Source organism: Prauserella salsuginis (assembly GCF_024648885.1).
Classification (GTDB): Bacteria; Actinomycetota; Actinomycetes; order Mycobacteriales; family Pseudonocardiaceae; genus Prauserella; species Prauserella salsuginis.
In genome coordinates this window covers 104,504-118,905 of record NZ_JANBBF010000009.1, presented here as the reverse complement: position 1 = coordinate 118,905, position 14,402 = coordinate 104,504, and the positions used below count along the sequence as shown (strand labels likewise).

Genomic DNA, 14,402 nt, shown 5'->3' with positions numbered 1-14,402 from the left:
TCGTCACGTCGTCACTGTCCCGCGGTCCTCCGTGTGCTCCGCGTAGGGCGGGGAACCCGCTCCGGTGTCTCAGCCGTCCCGAGGACGTATGAGAGCACCAGGTGGTTCCATGCACATGCGCGGCAGACCTCTACGACGTAGACGGTGAACTCGGCGAAAAGTGAGGCCATGCGCTCGAGTTCGTCCGGCTTCCTCGCCGAACCCGCCGCGTGCTTGAGCTCGTCGCCGAACACCCAGCTGACCTGCGCCAAGGAGTGCTTGCCGCACACCGGGCAGGCGTTGTCGTCAGGCACCCCGTGGAACTTGGCTGCCTGCAACAACTGCGGGGTGGCGTCGCAGACGTCCATGGCGCTGGCCCGTCCCGTCCGGAACTCGGCCAGCAACGCACGGCGCTGAAGCGCGTAGTCGACGACCTGCCGCTGGTTCTGCACCTCAACAGAGTACGTGGTTCCCGGCGATTGGCCACGGGCCGTTCGAGGTGAGGTCTGGCTGCGGCGAGGCGACACGCCGTCGGCGCGGATAACGGTCGGATGACGGTTGGCTGTTGCGTGAGTGGCTCCGAGGTTAGCTACGCCACTGCGATGTATCAGCGCGATATAATGAGCCGGTACATTGGGTCGTAGTCATCCGGCGGCGGTCAACCAGAAAAGCTGGTCACCAGAAAGATCGAAACGCCGGGCGATGTCGATTCGTTCCCGAAGGGGGTGCCCGTGTGCTCGAGTTCGCAATTCTCGGCCTGTTGCACGAGGCCCCCATGCATGGCTATGTGCTGCGGAAACGCCTCCACGAATCGTTGGGGATGTTCCGCACGTTCAGTTACGGATCGCTGTACCCGACACTGCGCCGGATGCAGCGGGCCGGCTGGATCGCCGAGGACACGGCCGAGGCCGACGCCGCGGCCGGTCCGGCGAACGGCCCCACTTCGGCAGCGCACGCCTCCACCACGACGCCGTGGAATCGCAGGGCGAGCAAGTCCAAGCGCGTGTACAAGCTCACGGCCGAGGGCAAGGAGCGGTTCGGTGAGCTGCTCGCCGACGCCGGTCCACAGACGTGGGACGACGAGGGTTTCGGCGTCCATCTGACGTTCTTCTCACGCACGCCCGCCGATGTCCGCATGCGGATCCTGGAGGGCAGGCGCAGGCGGGTCGAGGAGCGCCGCGAAGGTCTTCGGGCAGCGTTGGCCAGGGCCGAGGAAAAGATCGATCGCTACACCCGTGAGCTGCACGAGCTGGGACTCGAGACCAGTGAGCGGGAGGTGCGCTGGCTCAACGAGCTCATCGCGCATGAAAAGGCCGAGCAGGAGACGTCGACACAGGCGGCCACTCGGCGTGACCCAGGTAGTACGGAACACGAGTAAGGGAGATACCGGCATGGGCGAGAATCGCCGCGTGAGGGTGGCCATCGCGGGTGTTGGCAACTGTGCGGCCTCGCTGGTTCAGGGTGTGCACTACTACCGCGACGCCGACAAGGGTTCGCGTGTTCCCGGCTTGATGCACGTCCAGTTCGGCGACTATCACATCAGTGACATCGACTTCGTCGCCGCGTTCGACGTGGACGCCAAGAAGGTCGGCCAGGACCTGTCCGAGGCTGTTCTCGCGAGTGAGAACAACACGATCAAGATCTGTGACGTGCCGCCGCTCGGTGTGCCCGTGCAGCGGGGGCACACGCTCGACGGTCTCGGCAAGTACTACCGCGAGACCATCGAGGAGTCCGACGAGGCGCCGGTCGACGTCGCCGCCGCGCTGAAGGCCGCCGAGGTCGACGTGCTGGTGTCGTACCTGCCGGTCGGCTCGACCGAGGCGACCGAGTTCTACGCGCAGGCCGCCATCGACGCAGGTGTCGCGTTCGTCAACGCCATCCCGGTGTTCATCGCCTCCGACCCGGTGTGGGCGGAGAAGTTCGAGAAGGCCGGTGTGCCGATCGTCGGCGACGACATCAAGTCGCAGGTCGGCGCCACGATCACGCACCGGGTGCTGGCGAAGCTGTTCGAGGACCGTGGTGTGCAGCTCGACCGCACCATGCAGCTGAACGTCGGCGGCAACATGGACTTCCTCAACATGAAGGAGAACGAGCGTCTCGAGTCGAAGAAGATCTCGAAGACGCAGGCCGTCACGTCGCAGGTCGAGCGCGACATGGGCAAGTCGAACGTGCACGTCGGTCCTTCGGACCACGTCGCGTGGCTGTCGGACCGCAAGTGGGCCTACGTGCGCCTCGAAGGCCGTGCGTTCGGCGACGCGCCGCTGAACATGGAGTACAAGCTCGAGGTGTGGGACTCCCCCAACTCGGCGGGCATCATCATCGACGCGCTGCGGGCGGCGAAGATCGCGAAGGACCGCGGCTTCGGTGGTCCGGTGCTGTCGGCGTCCTCGTACTTCATGAAGTCGCCGCCGGTGCAGTACGACGACTCCACGGCCCGCGACGCGGTGGAGAAGTTCATCGAGGGTACGGGCGACAAGTAAGCCCGGTCCGTGGGCATTTCGCGCATACGGCGGAGTCACGGGCGAGGACGAGGAACGTTTCGGCGAGAGCGGAGCGGGCACAGATGCGCCCGCTCCGCTCTCGCGTGTCCTGCACTCGGGACCGCGTGTCCTGCACTCGGCACCGCGTGTTCTGCGTTCGGGACGGCGTGTTCTGCGCCCGTCCGTCTCTCGGCCGCCGCCGGCTCGAGGACACGCTGACGACTGACGCACTGCCGCACTGCCGCACTGACGCACTGACGCACGACTGTCTCGTCGCGAGGGCTGCGGTCACGGCCGGGTGAGCTGCGCCCCGTCAGCCGGCGCGCTCCCCGTGGCCGCGGTCGGTGTGCGGAGAGCCGCGCCCTACAGATCCAGTGCGGCCTACAGATCCAGTGCGGCCGGCAGCTCCGTGATGCCGCCGAGGACGCGGTGCGTCCTGGCGACGACCGTCTCGTCCGGTGGGTAGTGCGGATTGGGCACCGCGAACACCGTCATCTCGGCGGCCAACGCCGCTTGCAGACCGCTGGTCGAATCCTCGACGGCGGCGCATTCGCGCGGCGCGATTCCCAGCTGCGAGGCTGCCTCGAGGTAGACGTCGGGTGCGGGTTTGCCCTTCGCGACCTGTTCGCTCGACACGGCGACCGGTACCTGCGACGTCAGTCCGGTCGCGCTCAGGAACGACTCGATGAGTACCGGTGGTGACGAGCTGGCGATCGCCGCCGGGTATTGCGCCGCGATCCGGCTCAGGGTCTCGGCCGCTCCGGGTAGCACGGGAGGTGCGCCGGCGTAGCGGTTGCGCATCTCGTCGATCACCGTGCGGGCGACCTCGTCGGGCGTGAGCTGAACGCCGACCTCGGTGACGAGGTACTCGGCCCATTCCGGGGTGCTCATGCCCTGCATCGCGCGGGTGGCCTCGCCGTTCCAGGTGCCGCCGTGGGAGGCCGCCACCGATCGCCGGACCTCGTCCCACAGCTGCTCGGAGTCGACGAGTACGCCGTCCATGTCGAATACGATCGCCTGCATACCTGGATCCTAGGCAGTCACCCGGAGTGTGTCCGGTTGGGCGGTGGCGGGAGACGGGCGGGCCCTAGGCAGTCACGCGGAGTGTGTCCGGTTGGGCGGTGGTGGGAGACGGGTGGGCCGTACCCACGTCGGCGTTCACGGGTGTTTCCGGAGTCGCAGCGGTGGCCGTGGTGCTCGCCGAAAATCGGCACCGCCACGTTCGCTCCTGCGGGATGCGGAAAGGCCGCCGGTTTCCGAACACGACTGCTCGCGGGACGACAATCGGCCGACGTGGTCGTACGGTGTCACCGACCGGTTGTGGCCTGCAGCTGGTGGTTCCTGAGAGGTGCTGATGTCCGACACCACGTGCCACATGTCGATCTCGCTCGACGGTTTCGTCGCCGGTCCGGACCAGAGCCGTGACAATCCCATGGGGAAGGGCGGCTTGAAGAACCACGGCTGGCACCTCGGCGACGAGCGCGCATCCGATGCCGACGTGACGGCGGAGCGCTGGCTGTTGCGACCGCGAGGGGCCTACGTCATGGGCCGCAACATGTTCGGGCCGATCCGCGGTGAGTGGGATGAGGACTGGGATGGATGGTGGGGCCCCGAGCCGCCCTTCCACGCGCCGGTCTTCGTGCTGACTCACCACGCCCGCGAACCGATCGAGATGGAGGGCGGGACCACGTTCCACTTCGTCACAGCGGGCTTCGATGCCGCCTACGAACGGGCGCTCGAGGTGGCCGACGGCAACGGCGTGGACATCGCCGGCGGCGCGTCGACAGTACGACAGGCGCTCAACGCCGGCGTGATCGATGAACTCACACTCGACATCGCGCCCGTTCTGCTCGGCGGCGGCGAGCGCATGTTCGACGGCGTTGAGAACTTCGGCTTCACGCCCGTCGAGGTGCTCCACTCACCGTTGGCCACCCATATCCGTTACCGCAGCAGCAACGCCGACTGACCAGCGACTGCCTTTCGAGCGTCTCGATCGAGGATCCGCTTGCGGAAGGCGGCCTCGCACGGCGGCACAGGGTGTCGCCTTCGCGTAGGGTCCGGCGGTCCCTCAGGCCGCGACCAGGAAGTCAGGGAACTTGCCGGCTACCGCGGATGTCCTGTCCGCGTCGTCGCCCGCGCCGCCGATCCGAGCGGATCGTCTCCGTGTTCGTGGCCAGCTGTGCCCCACGGGCCGATGTCACGTCGTCCGGGTCGTCAGGCACGAGTCGCACACCCGTGACCGAACTTACTTCGTATACCTAACCTTTTTTGGTTAGCATAGCTAATCGGAAGGTCGCGTAGTGCGGCTCGCTGCCGGAGTCACAGCCGCTGCGACCTGCGGCCGCTGCCTTTCGACCGCAGGCCCCGTCTGCCCGGCAGGCAATCGGCGCTGCCGTGTATCGCTCCGCCGCCACCGCACTCCGCTTCCCCACCGGCGCCGCAACGGCGACGCGCATCGCCGATGCGCACGCCGCGGGCAGCGCACCAGCCACCACGTCGACATCCGCGTCAGGAGGTTCGAGCCGATGAGTGAGCAGCATTCGCTGCTGTCGGCCGTCAAAGGTCAGCCGAAACAGGTCTGGATCACCGCGTTCGCCGCGGTCATCGCTTTCATGGGGATCGGTCTGGTCGACCCGATCCTGTTGTCGATCGCCGAGGGCCTCGACGCGACGCCGCAGCAGACGACGTTGCTGTTCTCTTCGTATCTGGCGATCCAGGTCGTCGCGATGCTGTTCACGAGTGCGGCGAGCGCGAGGTTCGGTGCGAAGCGCACGGTCGTCGTCGGCCTGACACTGATCGTGCTCGCCACCGCGCTGTGCGCCGCGGCGGGTTCGATCGAGCAGCTGATCGGGCTGCGCGCGGTGTGGGGCCTCGGCAACGCCTTCTTCATCGCCACGGCGCTGTCGGTGATCGTGGGCGCGGCCGCGGGCGGCCAGGCGGGCGCGATCCTGTTGTACGAGGCGGCGCTCGGCCTCGGGCTTTCGGTCGGGCCGCTGCTCGGTGCGCTGCTCGGGCACCTGTCGTGGCGTGGCCCGTTCATGGGCACGGCGGTACTCATGGGCGCGGCACTCGTGCTGTGCGCGGTGTTCCTGAAGAGCGATGCGGGGCAGGCGCGGCCTCGGGTGAAGCTGCTCGACCCGCTGCGCGCGCTCGGGCACGGCGGGCTGCTGCGCACCTCGATCGGATCGGCGCTGTACACGGCGGGGTTCTTCGCCGTGCTGGCGTGGTCGCCGTTCGTGCTCGAATGGGGTGCTATCGAGATCGGCCTGATCTTCTTCGGCTGGGGGCTGTGCGTGGCGATCGCGGGCGTCCTGCTCGCGCCGCGGTTGGCAGCGCGGCTCGGTGAACGGCACGCGACCGCATTGGCCGTCGCGGGCTATGCCGTGTTGCTGCTGGTGATGGTGATTCCCAGCAAGGCGCTGCTCGTGGTGGCGATCGTCGTCAGTGGCTTGATCTCCGGGCTGCTGAACACGTTGTTCACCGGGACGGCGATGTCGATCAGCGACGCGCCGCGTCCGGTCGCCAGCGCCGGGTACAACTTCTGCCGCTGGCTCGGCGGAGCCGCCGCGGCGACGCTCGTGGGGCACGTCGCCGAGTGGTTCGGGTTCGACCGTGCGCCGTTCCTGGCTGCGGCGGTGCTGTCGGCGGTCGCCGCCGGGTTGCTGTTGGTCCCGGCCGGCGGTAAAGACACCACCCAGGTGCCCGCGGAGGCCGCGCTGGTGGGTGAGGAGGTCTGAACGTGTGCGGCCGGGCGTTCTCCCGTCGTTCACCTCGCGGATGAGAGGGACTCAAGTTCGGCACCTAACGTCACGTTTGTTCCCCTGACCGAGTGACTGGAGGCCGCGTGTCCGCCAAGCCTGGGCGACTGCTCCCACTGCTGACTACCCACCGAACCGGTCGTTCGCCGGTGACGTGTGAATACCGTTGCGGCAATCAGTGTTCCCACCCAGCCCCGAACACCTCCGACAACGAGTACTTCGGCGACGTCGTGCGAAGCGTCATGTCCCGGCGTGGCGCGCTGCGAGCCGGTGGCGTCATGGCGGCGACGGCCGCCGGGTTCGCCGCGATGTCGGGCACTGCCGCGGCCGAGGTGCCGGCACTGGCCGCGAACCCTGGCCGGGGCAACGGTCGCCAGGGCGGGCGTTCCGTTCCCGGAACCGACTTCGAACCCGTCGCGCCGAACAGCCGCGACGCCGTGACCGTGCCGGAGGGTTACGAGCAGCAGGTCGTCATCCGCTGGGGCGATCCCGTGGTGCCGGGTGCGCCCGCGTTCGACGTGAACGGCCAGACCGCGGCAGCGCAGGCGAAGCAGTTCGGCTACAACAACGACTTCGTCGGCCTCATCCCGCAGGACGGCTCCGGCCAGCGCAACTTCCTGGTGGTCAACCACGAGTACACCACCGAGACGGAGATGTTCCCGGAAGGCAGCTACGACGAGGCGAACCCCACCGAGGAGCAGGTGCGCATCGCGTGGGCGGCGCACGGTCTTTCGGTGGTGCAGGCGGACCGCACCCGTGACGGCGGCCTCGAGGTCAAGCCCAGCCGGTACAACCGCCGCATCACGCTCGACACCGAGTTCGAGGTGCGCGGTCCGGTCGCCGGTTCGGACCTGCTGAAGACGTCCGCCGACCCGACGGGCACGATCGTCCACGGTACGCAGAACAACTGTGCGGGTGGGGTCACGCCGTGGGGCACGGTGCTGTCCGGCGAGGAGAACTTCCACCAGTACTTCGCCCACGGCGAGCGGGTGACCGATCCGGTGCAGGCCGAGCGGCTCGACCGGTACGGCCTCGCAGGCGGTGAGACGACCCGCAAGTGGGAGCGCTTCGACAAGCGCTGGGACATCTCGCAGGAGCCCAACGAGGTCCACCGCTTCGGCTGGGTCGTCGAGATCGATCCGAACGATCCGAACGCCAAGCCGATCAAACACACCGCACTGGGCCGGTTCAAGCACGAGGCCGCCAACGTCAAGATCGCGCGGGACGGCCGCGTGGTCGTGTACTCGGGCGACGACGAGCGGTTCGACTACATCTACAAGTTCGTCTCCAACGGCCGGTACAAGCCGGGCCGCAGCGCGCACGCCCGCAGGCACAACATGGCCCTGCTGGACGAGGGCACGTTGTACGTCGCCAAGTTCACCGGCAACAGTCCGGCCGAGGAGATCGACGGCAGCGGCACGCTCCCCTCGGACGGCGAGTTCGACGGCACCGGCGAGTGGATCGCGCTCGCCAGCGGCGACAAGTCCTTTGTGGACGGCTTTACCGCCGAGGAGGTGTACGTCTTCACGCGGCTCGCCGCCGACAAGGTGGGCGCCACGAAGATGGACCGCCCCGAGGACATCGAGCCGAATCCGGTCACCGGCCGTATCTACGCCGCGCTGACCAACAACAGCGACCGCGGCGCCGCAGGCAAGGCCGGTGCCGACGAGCCGAACCCGCGTAACGGCAACAAGAACGGCCACGTCCTCGAATGGGACGAGGACGGCACGGAGACGAAGTTCCGCTGGCGGCTGCTGCTCGTGTGCGGTGACCCGGATGCGGCCGACACGTACTTCGGCGGGTTCGACAAGAGCCAGGTCAGCCCGATCTCGTGCCCGGACAACGTGGCCTTCGACGGCTACGGCAACCTCTGGATCTCCACGGACGGCAACGCGCTGGGTTCCAACGACGGGCTGTTCTCCGTGCCGGTCACGGGCCCGAACCGCGGGCAGGTCAAGCAGTTCCTGACCGTGCCGGTGGGTGCCGAGACGTGCGGTCCGGTCGTGCGTGACGACCTGGTGCTCGTTGCGGTGCAGCACCCGGGCGAGGGCGGTGAGCCGGGGTCGAGCTGGCCCGACGGCGGCCACGCCCGGCCGGCGATCGTCGCGGTCCGCAAGTCCGACGGCGGCCGCATCGGCGCCTGAGCGCCCCGAGCGGGTCGTCCGGTTTTGCCCCCAAGGGCACTTTGGTTGCGTTCAATGCAACCAGGGTGCCCTTGGGGGCATTTCGCTGACTACACCGCGTCACGCCTCGGCGAGGAAGCGTTCCACGGACGTGGCCAGGGCGACCGGGGTCTCGTCGATGCCGTAGTGCCCGGCGCCCGCGAGCTGTTCGAGTTCCACCCTCGGGTACCACTCGGCGAACGTCGCCTTCATCGTGTCCGGCCCGAGCGCCGGGTCGTTTTCGCCCGCGATCACCTTGATCGGAACGTCGCTTCCCGTGATGCGGTCGTGGAAGTCGGTGCCGCTCCAGGCTTCGAAGTAGGCGGCGACGGCGTCGCGGTCGGCTTCGAGCGAGTGCCGCACGATCGCGTCGAGCCACGTGCCGGTGAGGCGGTTTCCGGTGGTGAAGTCCACGATCGCGCGCCGGTTGTCGGGCGAATCGGCGGCGCCCGCGAACAGCTGCCTGCTCTGTTCGTCCAGCGGCACACCGCTCGCGGGAACCGGCGAGATGCCGACCATCGCGCGTACTCGTTCGGGCGCCTCGGCGTACACGTACTGCATCACGCTGCCGCCCATCGAGTGGCCGACGAGGGAGAACCGGTCCGCGCCGAGCTCGTCGGCCAGTGCCAGCACGTCGGCGGCCGCTTCCGCGATGCTGTAGTCGCCGGATTCGCCGCGCCTGTCGCCGTAGCCGCGGTAATCGGGGAAGACGTAGGTGAACCGGTCCCGGTCGAGGTGGGGCTCGAACGCCGTCCACGCTCCACTGGAGCCGAACCATCCGTGCAGTGCGATGACGATGTGCTCGCCGCTGCCGACCTTGCGCATGCCGTGTTCCTCCTCGATCGTCGTTGATCTCGCTGCCCAAGCCTGGCACAAGCGCATTACCGTGGCGGCCATGACCGATCGCCCACTCGCACTCGTCACCGGATCCTCGCGCGGCATCGGAGCCGCCGTCGCCCGTACCCTCGCCGACACCCATCGGGTCCTGCTCGGTGGCAGGGACGAGGCGGCACTGTCCGCGCTCGCGGCCGAGCTGCCCGACGCGCAGCCCTGGGCTGTCGACCTGTCCGACGAGGCCGCCGTCGCCGACGCAGCCGCGCGGATCGAGCACCTCGACGTGCTCGTCCACTCCGCTGGTGTCGCCCGGCTCGGTGACGTGGTCGATTCGGCAGCCGAGTCGTGGCGCGCGAACTTCGAGGTCAATGTCGTCGCCGTGGCCGAGCTGACCCGGTTGTTGCTGCCGGCACTGCGCAGGGCACACGGTCACGTCGTGGTGATCAACTCCGGTCAGGGGCTGTCCGCCCGGGAGGGCTGGGGGCCGTACGCGGCGAGCAAGTTCGGTGTGCGCGCGTTCGCGGACGCCCTGCGCGCGGAGGAGGAGCCGAACGGCCTACGTGTGACGTCGGTGTACCCGGGCCGGACCGACACCGAGATGCAGCAGGCCGTGGTCGCGGGCGAGGGTGGCGAGTACCGCCCGGAGAGGTACCTGCGCCCGGAGTCGGTCGCGGGTGCGGTGTCCGCGGCCGTGTTGGCCGGTGCCGACGCCCATCTGACCGACGTCACAGTCCGTCCCCGTCCTCACCGGTGAGCCTCCGCCGGGGCCGGCAGATCGTCGGCCCCGGCCGCTCGCTCGGGTTTCCGGGCATCACGTGACGTGGTTGCGATCGCGGAGCCGCACCCAGGGCCAGGTCATCAGTGCCCACACCGCGAGGAGCAGTGCGGCGACGGGCGGCAGATACCAGGGCCACGGGCCGAACAGGTCCAGTGCGGACACCGTGTCGGATTTGCCGTTGAGGAAACCGTAGTTGGTGCCGGCAGCGGCGTTGAACGTCATCGTCACGGTCGCCCACGTCAGCGTGACGGCGACCGCGAGCCGGTAGCTGCGCCAGTCGACGCGCATCCCCAGGCCCCAGGTGAGGTAGATCGCGGCCAGTACGGCCAGTAGATGACTCCCCCAGAACAGCACATAGTTGGCGTGCGGGAAGTCCGGACCGGTCAGCGCAGGTGAGATCAACGCCTGGGTACTCAGCACCAGCCCCCAGTAGTAGGCGAGGGCGTGAGCCCACGCGCGCTGGAAGTACAAGGCGTAGGCGGCGACCAGCGGTACGAGGTCCGACAGGTGCAACGGCACCGAGCGTTCGAGGGTCGGGGGCACGAGCTCGTACCACAGGTCCGCCACGCTGAGGACGACGATCGTCACCGCGAACGCCCGGCTGAAGTGCCTGGCACGCGCGGTTCCCCGCTGCCGCCGGCCGAGGTGGACGACCAGCGCTGCGCCGACCGCGAAGGCTCCCACGGCCAGCCAGTGCGACAACCCGTACGGGGAGAACTCCCCCGCCGCTGTGACCGCTCCCACAACACGGACTCTAACGGCGGACGTCGTCCGCGGTCCTGGCTCGATGTGGTCTCACTCCCTCCGTTCCGTGTCGAGTTGACACCCGACCACCCCGGTGTCATGGTTACCTACATGACTAATGAACCAATGCGGTTCATCGGGTGGCGATCGTGATGGACGACGCGCGGCCGCTGTTCCAACAGATCGCGGAACAGATCGAGGACTCGATCATCGACGGCTCCCTGCCGGAGGAGAGCAGGGCGCCGTCCACGAACGAGCTGGCCGCGTTCCACCGGATCAACCCCGCCACCGCGGCGAACGGCATCAATCAGCTCGTGGCGGATGGCCTGCTCTACAAGAAACGGGGGGTCGGAATGTTCGTACCGGCGGGGGCCAGGGAAAAGCTCGTCGAACGCAGGCAGGAAGCATTCGGTCGCTCCTACATCGCGCCGCTGCTCGCAGAGGCGAGACGACTCGAGATGGACGCCGAGGACGTGAAGAAGATGATCGACGCCTGGAGGGACGACCAATGAGCGTGGTGAGCCTGCGAGGGGTGACGAAACGCTACGGCGACACCCGGGCCGTCGACGACGTCTCGTTCGACCTGCACGAGAACCGCATCCACGGCCTGCTCGGCCGCAACGGTGCGGGCAAGAGCACGGCGATGCGGATGCTCACGGGCCAGGAGGTTCCGACCTCGGGACAGGTCCGCGTGTTCGGCGAGAATCCGTACGAGAACGCCGACGTGCTCAGCCGCGTGTGCTTCATCAAGGAATCGCAGCGCTATCCCGACATCTTTGTGGCCCGGCACGCGCTCGAAGCCGCGGCGATGGTCTTCCCGAACTGGGACCAGGATTTCGCCGACCGGCTCGTCGAGGAGTTCCGGCTGCCGCTCAAGAGTCGGGTGAGGAAACTGTCGCGCGGGCAACTCTCGTCCGTCGGCGTGATCATCGGACTCGCCGCGCGCGCACCGGTGACGCTGTTCGACGAGCCGTACCTCGGGCTGGATGCCGTGGCACGGCAGGCGTTCTACGACCACCTGATCGCCGACTACGCCGAGCACCCCCGCACGATCGTGCTCTCGACACACCTCATCGACGAGGTCGCGGACATCATCGAGCACGTCACCGTGATCGACCGCGGCCGGATCGTCATGGACGACTCCTCCGAGAACCTGCGCAGCCAGGCCGTGACGGTCAGCGGTCCCACGAAGGCGGTCGAACAGTTCTCCGACGGCCACGAGGTGCTGCACCGCGAGGACCTGGGCGGCTTCACGCGCGTGCTCGTATCCGGCGTACCCACCGGCCGTGACACGGCAAGCCTGCAGGTCGAGCCGGTATCGCTGCAGCAGCTCGTCGTCCGCACCACACAGTTCCACGACGCCGCGCTCGCGGGTTCAGGCAACGGAAATGGCAAGGGCAACGGCAAGGGGGCCTGGTCATGACACTGACACAGCTCGTGAAAGTCGCGCGGATTCAGCTGGTGAACGCGCGCATGGTGCTCGGCATGCCGCTGCTGGTGCTCGTCTGCGTGTTGGCGGCCAACATCGTGATCTTCATGGCGATCCAGACACCGTCGCCTCCGGGTGAGTCCGCGATCACCGGCGCGCTGATCTCGATCTACATCGTGACGCTGGTGACGCACGTCCAGACGATGACGCAGATGTTCCCGTTCGCACTCGGCATCAGCGTCACACGACGCGATTTCGTCGGCGCTGCGGGACTGGTCATCGTCGGCCAGGCGCTGGTGTACGGCGTCATCATCTGGGTCATGGCGCTGCTCGAGGGGGCAACCGGTGGCTGGGGGCTCGACCTCGCGATGTTCGACCTGCCGTTCCTGCAGGAGAGCAACGTGGTGACGCAGGTCCTCGTGTACGCGGGACCGTTCCTGCTGCTGTCGTTCGCCGGGCTGTGGGCGGGCATCGTGTTCCACCGCTGGGGGCAGCTGGGCGTGTGGGTCCTGGGGCTGGCCCTCGGTGCCCTGCTCGTCGGCCTGATGGCGCTGGTCGGGTCGCAGGGCTGGTGGCAGCAGGTCTTCGACTTCTTCGCGGAGACGCCGACGCTGTTGATGTTCGCCGGCTATCCGACGTTGATCGCCGCGATCCTGGCGGCCGCGACCTACGCGACCAGCCGTCGCGCGGTTCCGTGACCGGCGATGACGTGACAGGCCACGGTGCCGCCGCAGTGATCGTCGGCGCCTTCCGGTAAGGGGAAAAGGGGATCTGCGCCGGTTCCGGTCATCGGGGGATGCCGGGACCGGCGCAGCCTGCTGCCGAGGGGAAGCCCGTCCGACGTCGAGTGCCCGAACACCCGCCGTCCGCCGTGCGGCCTTCTGCGACGAGGTGCCGTCGTCGCGGGCGCCGCGTCGGGGTGCGGTCAGGCCGTGCGGAGGCGCCGCGCCGCGGCGGCGACGTTCGCCTGAGCCTGCCCGCGATCCACGCGGGACGATTCGCCGTCGGTGACGACCTGCTCGCCCGCGACCCACACGTCCCGCACCCTGCGCGACCCGGCCGCCCACACGAGGTTGCCCAGCAGCTGGTCGTCGGGAACGTCGAGGCCCGTGGCGAACGCGGGATCGTCGACGTCGACGTGCACGACGTCGGCCCAGCGGCCCGGTTCGAGCGCGCCGATGTCGTCGCGGCCAAGGGCATCGGCGCCGCCGCGGGTGGCGAGCAGCAACGCGGCCGGAGCCGTCAGCGCCGTGGCGTCCCCTTCGGCGAGACGTGACAGCATCGCCGACAGCTGAACCTCCTCCCACAGGTCGAGGTCGTCGTTGCTGGAGGGGCCGTCGGTGCCGAGTCCGATGTGGATGTCTGCCGCGCGGAGGTCGGCCAGCCGGGCGATGCCGGACGCGAGCTTGGCGTTCGACCCCGGACAGTGGGCGACGCCGGTGCCACGGGAGGCCAGTAGTGCGATGTCCTCATCGGACAGGTGCACCGCGTGTGCCGCGATAAGCCTGCCGCGCAGCAGGCCGACCTCGTCGAGCAGCTTCGGCACCGAACCGTGCTCGGCGCGCTGCGCGGCGTCCTCCTCCGCCGCTTCGGCGACGTGGATCTGCACCAGGGCGCCGCGCGTGGCGGCGTCGTCGGCGATCGCGCCGAGCGCCTCGGCGGGCAGCATGTACGCCGAGTGGCCCGCGTACGACAGTTCGATGCGGTCGCCGGGCCCGAATCGCAGGCCGTCGGCGTCGATCCACTTGGTGGCATCGGCGAGCAGCGATCGCCAGTCGAGGCCCGGCAGGTCGATGATCGGCCCGCCGATGATGCCGCGAGCACCCGTCGTGAGCACCGCGTCGGCCATCTGTTCCGCGTGGAAGTACATCTCTGCGCTGGTCGTGACGCCGCGGCGCAGCATCTCCACCGAGCCGAGGACCATGCCCGCGTGCACGTCGGACGGCCGGAGCCTCGCCTCGGTGGGCCAGATGACCTCGCGGAGCCAGCGCAGCAGCGGTAGGTCACCGCCCATGCCGCGGAGCAGCACCATCGGGCTGTGCGCGTGCGTGTTGACCAGGCCGGGCAGCAGGATCCCCGACTTGTGGGCCGTCGTCTCGGCGGCCGCCGTGGCCTCGCTCGCCGGTCCGCAGTACGTGATCCGGCCGGTCTCGTCGATGTCGACGGCCCCGTCACGGATGACGGAACAGGCCGGATCGGCGGGCAGGACCACGGGCGCTGTCAGACGGTGGATCATCG

Annotated in this window: 14 protein-coding genes; 9 read left to right on the top strand and 5 right to left on the bottom strand. The window is 68.6% G+C overall.

Translation table 11 applies throughout. The features are described 5' to 3' along the window. Positions 1–11: 11 nt before the first annotated feature. Positions 12–431, bottom strand: a complete 420-nt coding sequence (locus tag LY40_RS07350) for a DUF5318 family protein (RefSeq protein ID WP_258936333.1) — start codon at positions 429–431, stop codon at positions 12–14. 281 nt (positions 432–712) lie between these two features. On the opposite strand from LY40_RS07350, the gene LY40_RS07345 reads away from it, so the two are divergent. Next, positions 713–1,357, top strand: coding sequence for a PadR family transcriptional regulator (locus LY40_RS07345; RefSeq protein WP_183781153.1), 645 nt, complete (start codon positions 713–715; stop codon positions 1,355–1,357). A gap of 13 nt (positions 1,358–1,370) precedes the next feature. Beyond that, positions 1,371–2,459 carry an inositol-3-phosphate synthase gene (locus LY40_RS07340; protein ID WP_183781156.1) on the top strand — a complete coding sequence of 363 codons (1,089 nt, stop codon included), beginning with the start codon at positions 1,371–1,373 and terminating at the stop codon, positions 2,457–2,459. 381 nt (positions 2,460–2,840) lie between these two features. Here LY40_RS07340 and LY40_RS07335 read toward each other — a convergent pair whose 3' ends face one another. Then, on the bottom strand, positions 2,841–3,482 hold the full coding sequence (locus tag LY40_RS07335; protein WP_183781159.1) for an HAD family hydrolase: 642 nt from the start codon (positions 3,480–3,482) through the stop codon (positions 2,841–2,843). 331 nt (positions 3,483–3,813) lie between these two features. Between LY40_RS07335 and LY40_RS07330 the strand changes: the two genes are divergently transcribed. From LY40_RS07330 to LY40_RS07320, 3 genes are all read left to right on the top strand, one after another. After that, positions 3,814–4,425: a dihydrofolate reductase family protein gene (locus LY40_RS07330; RefSeq protein ID WP_183781162.1), complete on the top strand. Its 612-nt coding sequence runs from the start codon at positions 3,814–3,816 to the stop codon at positions 4,423–4,425. A 559-nt stretch (positions 4,426–4,984) separates the two neighbouring features. Continuing rightward, entirely contained in the window at positions 4,985–6,196 is a 1,212-nt protein-coding gene (locus LY40_RS07325; protein WP_258936332.1) for an MFS transporter, read from the top strand. 107 nt (positions 6,197–6,303) lie between these two features. After that, positions 6,304–8,361 carry a PhoX family protein gene (locus LY40_RS07320; RefSeq protein WP_258936331.1) on the top strand — a complete coding sequence of 686 codons (2,058 nt, stop codon included), beginning with the start codon at positions 6,304–6,306 and terminating at the stop codon, positions 8,359–8,361. Between the two features lie 99 nt (positions 8,362–8,460). Here the strand turns inward: LY40_RS07320 and LY40_RS07315 are convergent, their stop codons facing one another. Further along, positions 8,461–9,204 carry an alpha/beta fold hydrolase gene (locus tag LY40_RS07315; RefSeq protein ID WP_258936330.1) on the bottom strand — a complete coding sequence of 248 codons (744 nt, stop codon included), beginning with the start codon at positions 9,202–9,204 and terminating at the stop codon, positions 8,461–8,463. A 70-nt stretch (positions 9,205–9,274) separates the two neighbouring features. Between LY40_RS07315 and LY40_RS07310 the strand changes: the two genes are divergently transcribed. Continuing rightward, positions 9,275–9,967 carry an SDR family oxidoreductase gene (locus LY40_RS07310; protein WP_183781173.1) on the top strand — a complete coding sequence of 231 codons (693 nt, stop codon included), beginning with the start codon at positions 9,275–9,277 and terminating at the stop codon, positions 9,965–9,967. 57 nt (positions 9,968–10,024) lie between these two features. Here LY40_RS07310 and LY40_RS07305 read toward each other — a convergent pair whose 3' ends face one another. After that, positions 10,025–10,735 carry a YwaF family protein gene (locus tag LY40_RS07305; RefSeq protein WP_258936329.1) on the bottom strand — a complete coding sequence of 237 codons (711 nt, stop codon included), beginning with the start codon at positions 10,733–10,735 and terminating at the stop codon, positions 10,025–10,027. 152 nt (positions 10,736–10,887) lie between these two features. Here LY40_RS07305 and LY40_RS07300 point away from each other — a divergent pair, with 152 nt between their 5' ends. Genes LY40_RS07300 through LY40_RS07290 form a run of 3 tightly spaced genes read left to right on the top strand, consistent with a single transcriptional unit; the run spans position 10,888 to position 12,862 of the window. Next, on the top strand, positions 10,888–11,247 hold the full coding sequence (locus tag LY40_RS07300) for a GntR family transcriptional regulator (protein ID WP_183785180.1): 360 nt from the start codon (positions 10,888–10,890) through the stop codon (positions 11,245–11,247). Continuing rightward, a complete protein-coding gene (locus LY40_RS07295) occupies positions 11,244–12,158 on the top strand; it encodes an ABC transporter ATP-binding protein (RefSeq protein WP_183781180.1) in 915 nt (304 codons plus the stop codon). The genes LY40_RS07300 and LY40_RS07295 overlap by 4 nt, the downstream gene beginning before the upstream one ends. Then, on the top strand, positions 12,155–12,862 hold the full coding sequence (locus tag LY40_RS07290; protein WP_307876669.1) for a hypothetical protein: 708 nt from the start codon (positions 12,155–12,157) through the stop codon (positions 12,860–12,862). Before LY40_RS07295 ends, LY40_RS07290 begins: the two co-directional genes overlap by 4 nt. Before the next feature lie 227 nt (positions 12,863–13,089). On the opposite strand, the gene LY40_RS07285 is transcribed toward LY40_RS07290, so the two are convergent. Then, entirely contained in the window at positions 13,090–14,400 is a 1,311-nt protein-coding gene (locus LY40_RS07285) for an amidohydrolase family protein (protein WP_183781184.1), read from the bottom strand. Positions 14,401–14,402: the final 2 nt, after the last annotated feature.

Bases quoted from the DNA above. Each gene is read 5' to 3' on its own strand.
- LY40_RS07340 (WP_183781156.1), top strand. From the start codon at position 1,371: ATGGGCGAGAATCGCCGCGTGAGGGTGGCCATCGCGGGTGTTGGCAAC.
- LY40_RS07335 (WP_183781159.1), bottom strand. From the start codon at position 3,482: ATGCAGGCGATCGTATTCGACATGGACGGCGTACTCGTCGACTCCGAG.
- LY40_RS07330 (WP_183781162.1), top strand. From the start codon at position 3,814: ATGTCCGACACCACGTGCCACATGTCGATCTCGCTCGACGGTTTCGTC.
- LY40_RS07325 (WP_258936332.1), top strand. From the start codon at position 4,985: ATGAGTGAGCAGCATTCGCTGCTGTCGGCCGTCAAAGGTCAGCCGAAA.
- LY40_RS07315 (WP_258936330.1), bottom strand. From the start codon at position 9,204: ATGCGCAAGGTCGGCAGCGGCGAGCACATCGTCATCGCACTGCACGGA.
- LY40_RS07310 (WP_183781173.1), top strand. From the start codon at position 9,275: ATGACCGATCGCCCACTCGCACTCGTCACCGGATCCTCGCGCGGCATC.
- LY40_RS07300 (WP_183785180.1), top strand. From the start codon at position 10,888: ATGGACGACGCGCGGCCGCTGTTCCAACAGATCGCGGAACAGATCGAG.
- LY40_RS07295 (WP_183781180.1), top strand. From the start codon at position 11,244: ATGAGCGTGGTGAGCCTGCGAGGGGTGACGAAACGCTACGGCGACACC.
- LY40_RS07290 (WP_307876669.1), top strand. From the start codon at position 12,155: ATGACACTGACACAGCTCGTGAAAGTCGCGCGGATTCAGCTGGTGAAC.
- LY40_RS07285 (WP_183781184.1), bottom strand. From the start codon at position 14,400: ATGATCCACCGTCTGACAGCGCCCGTGGTCCTGCCCGCCGATCCGGCC.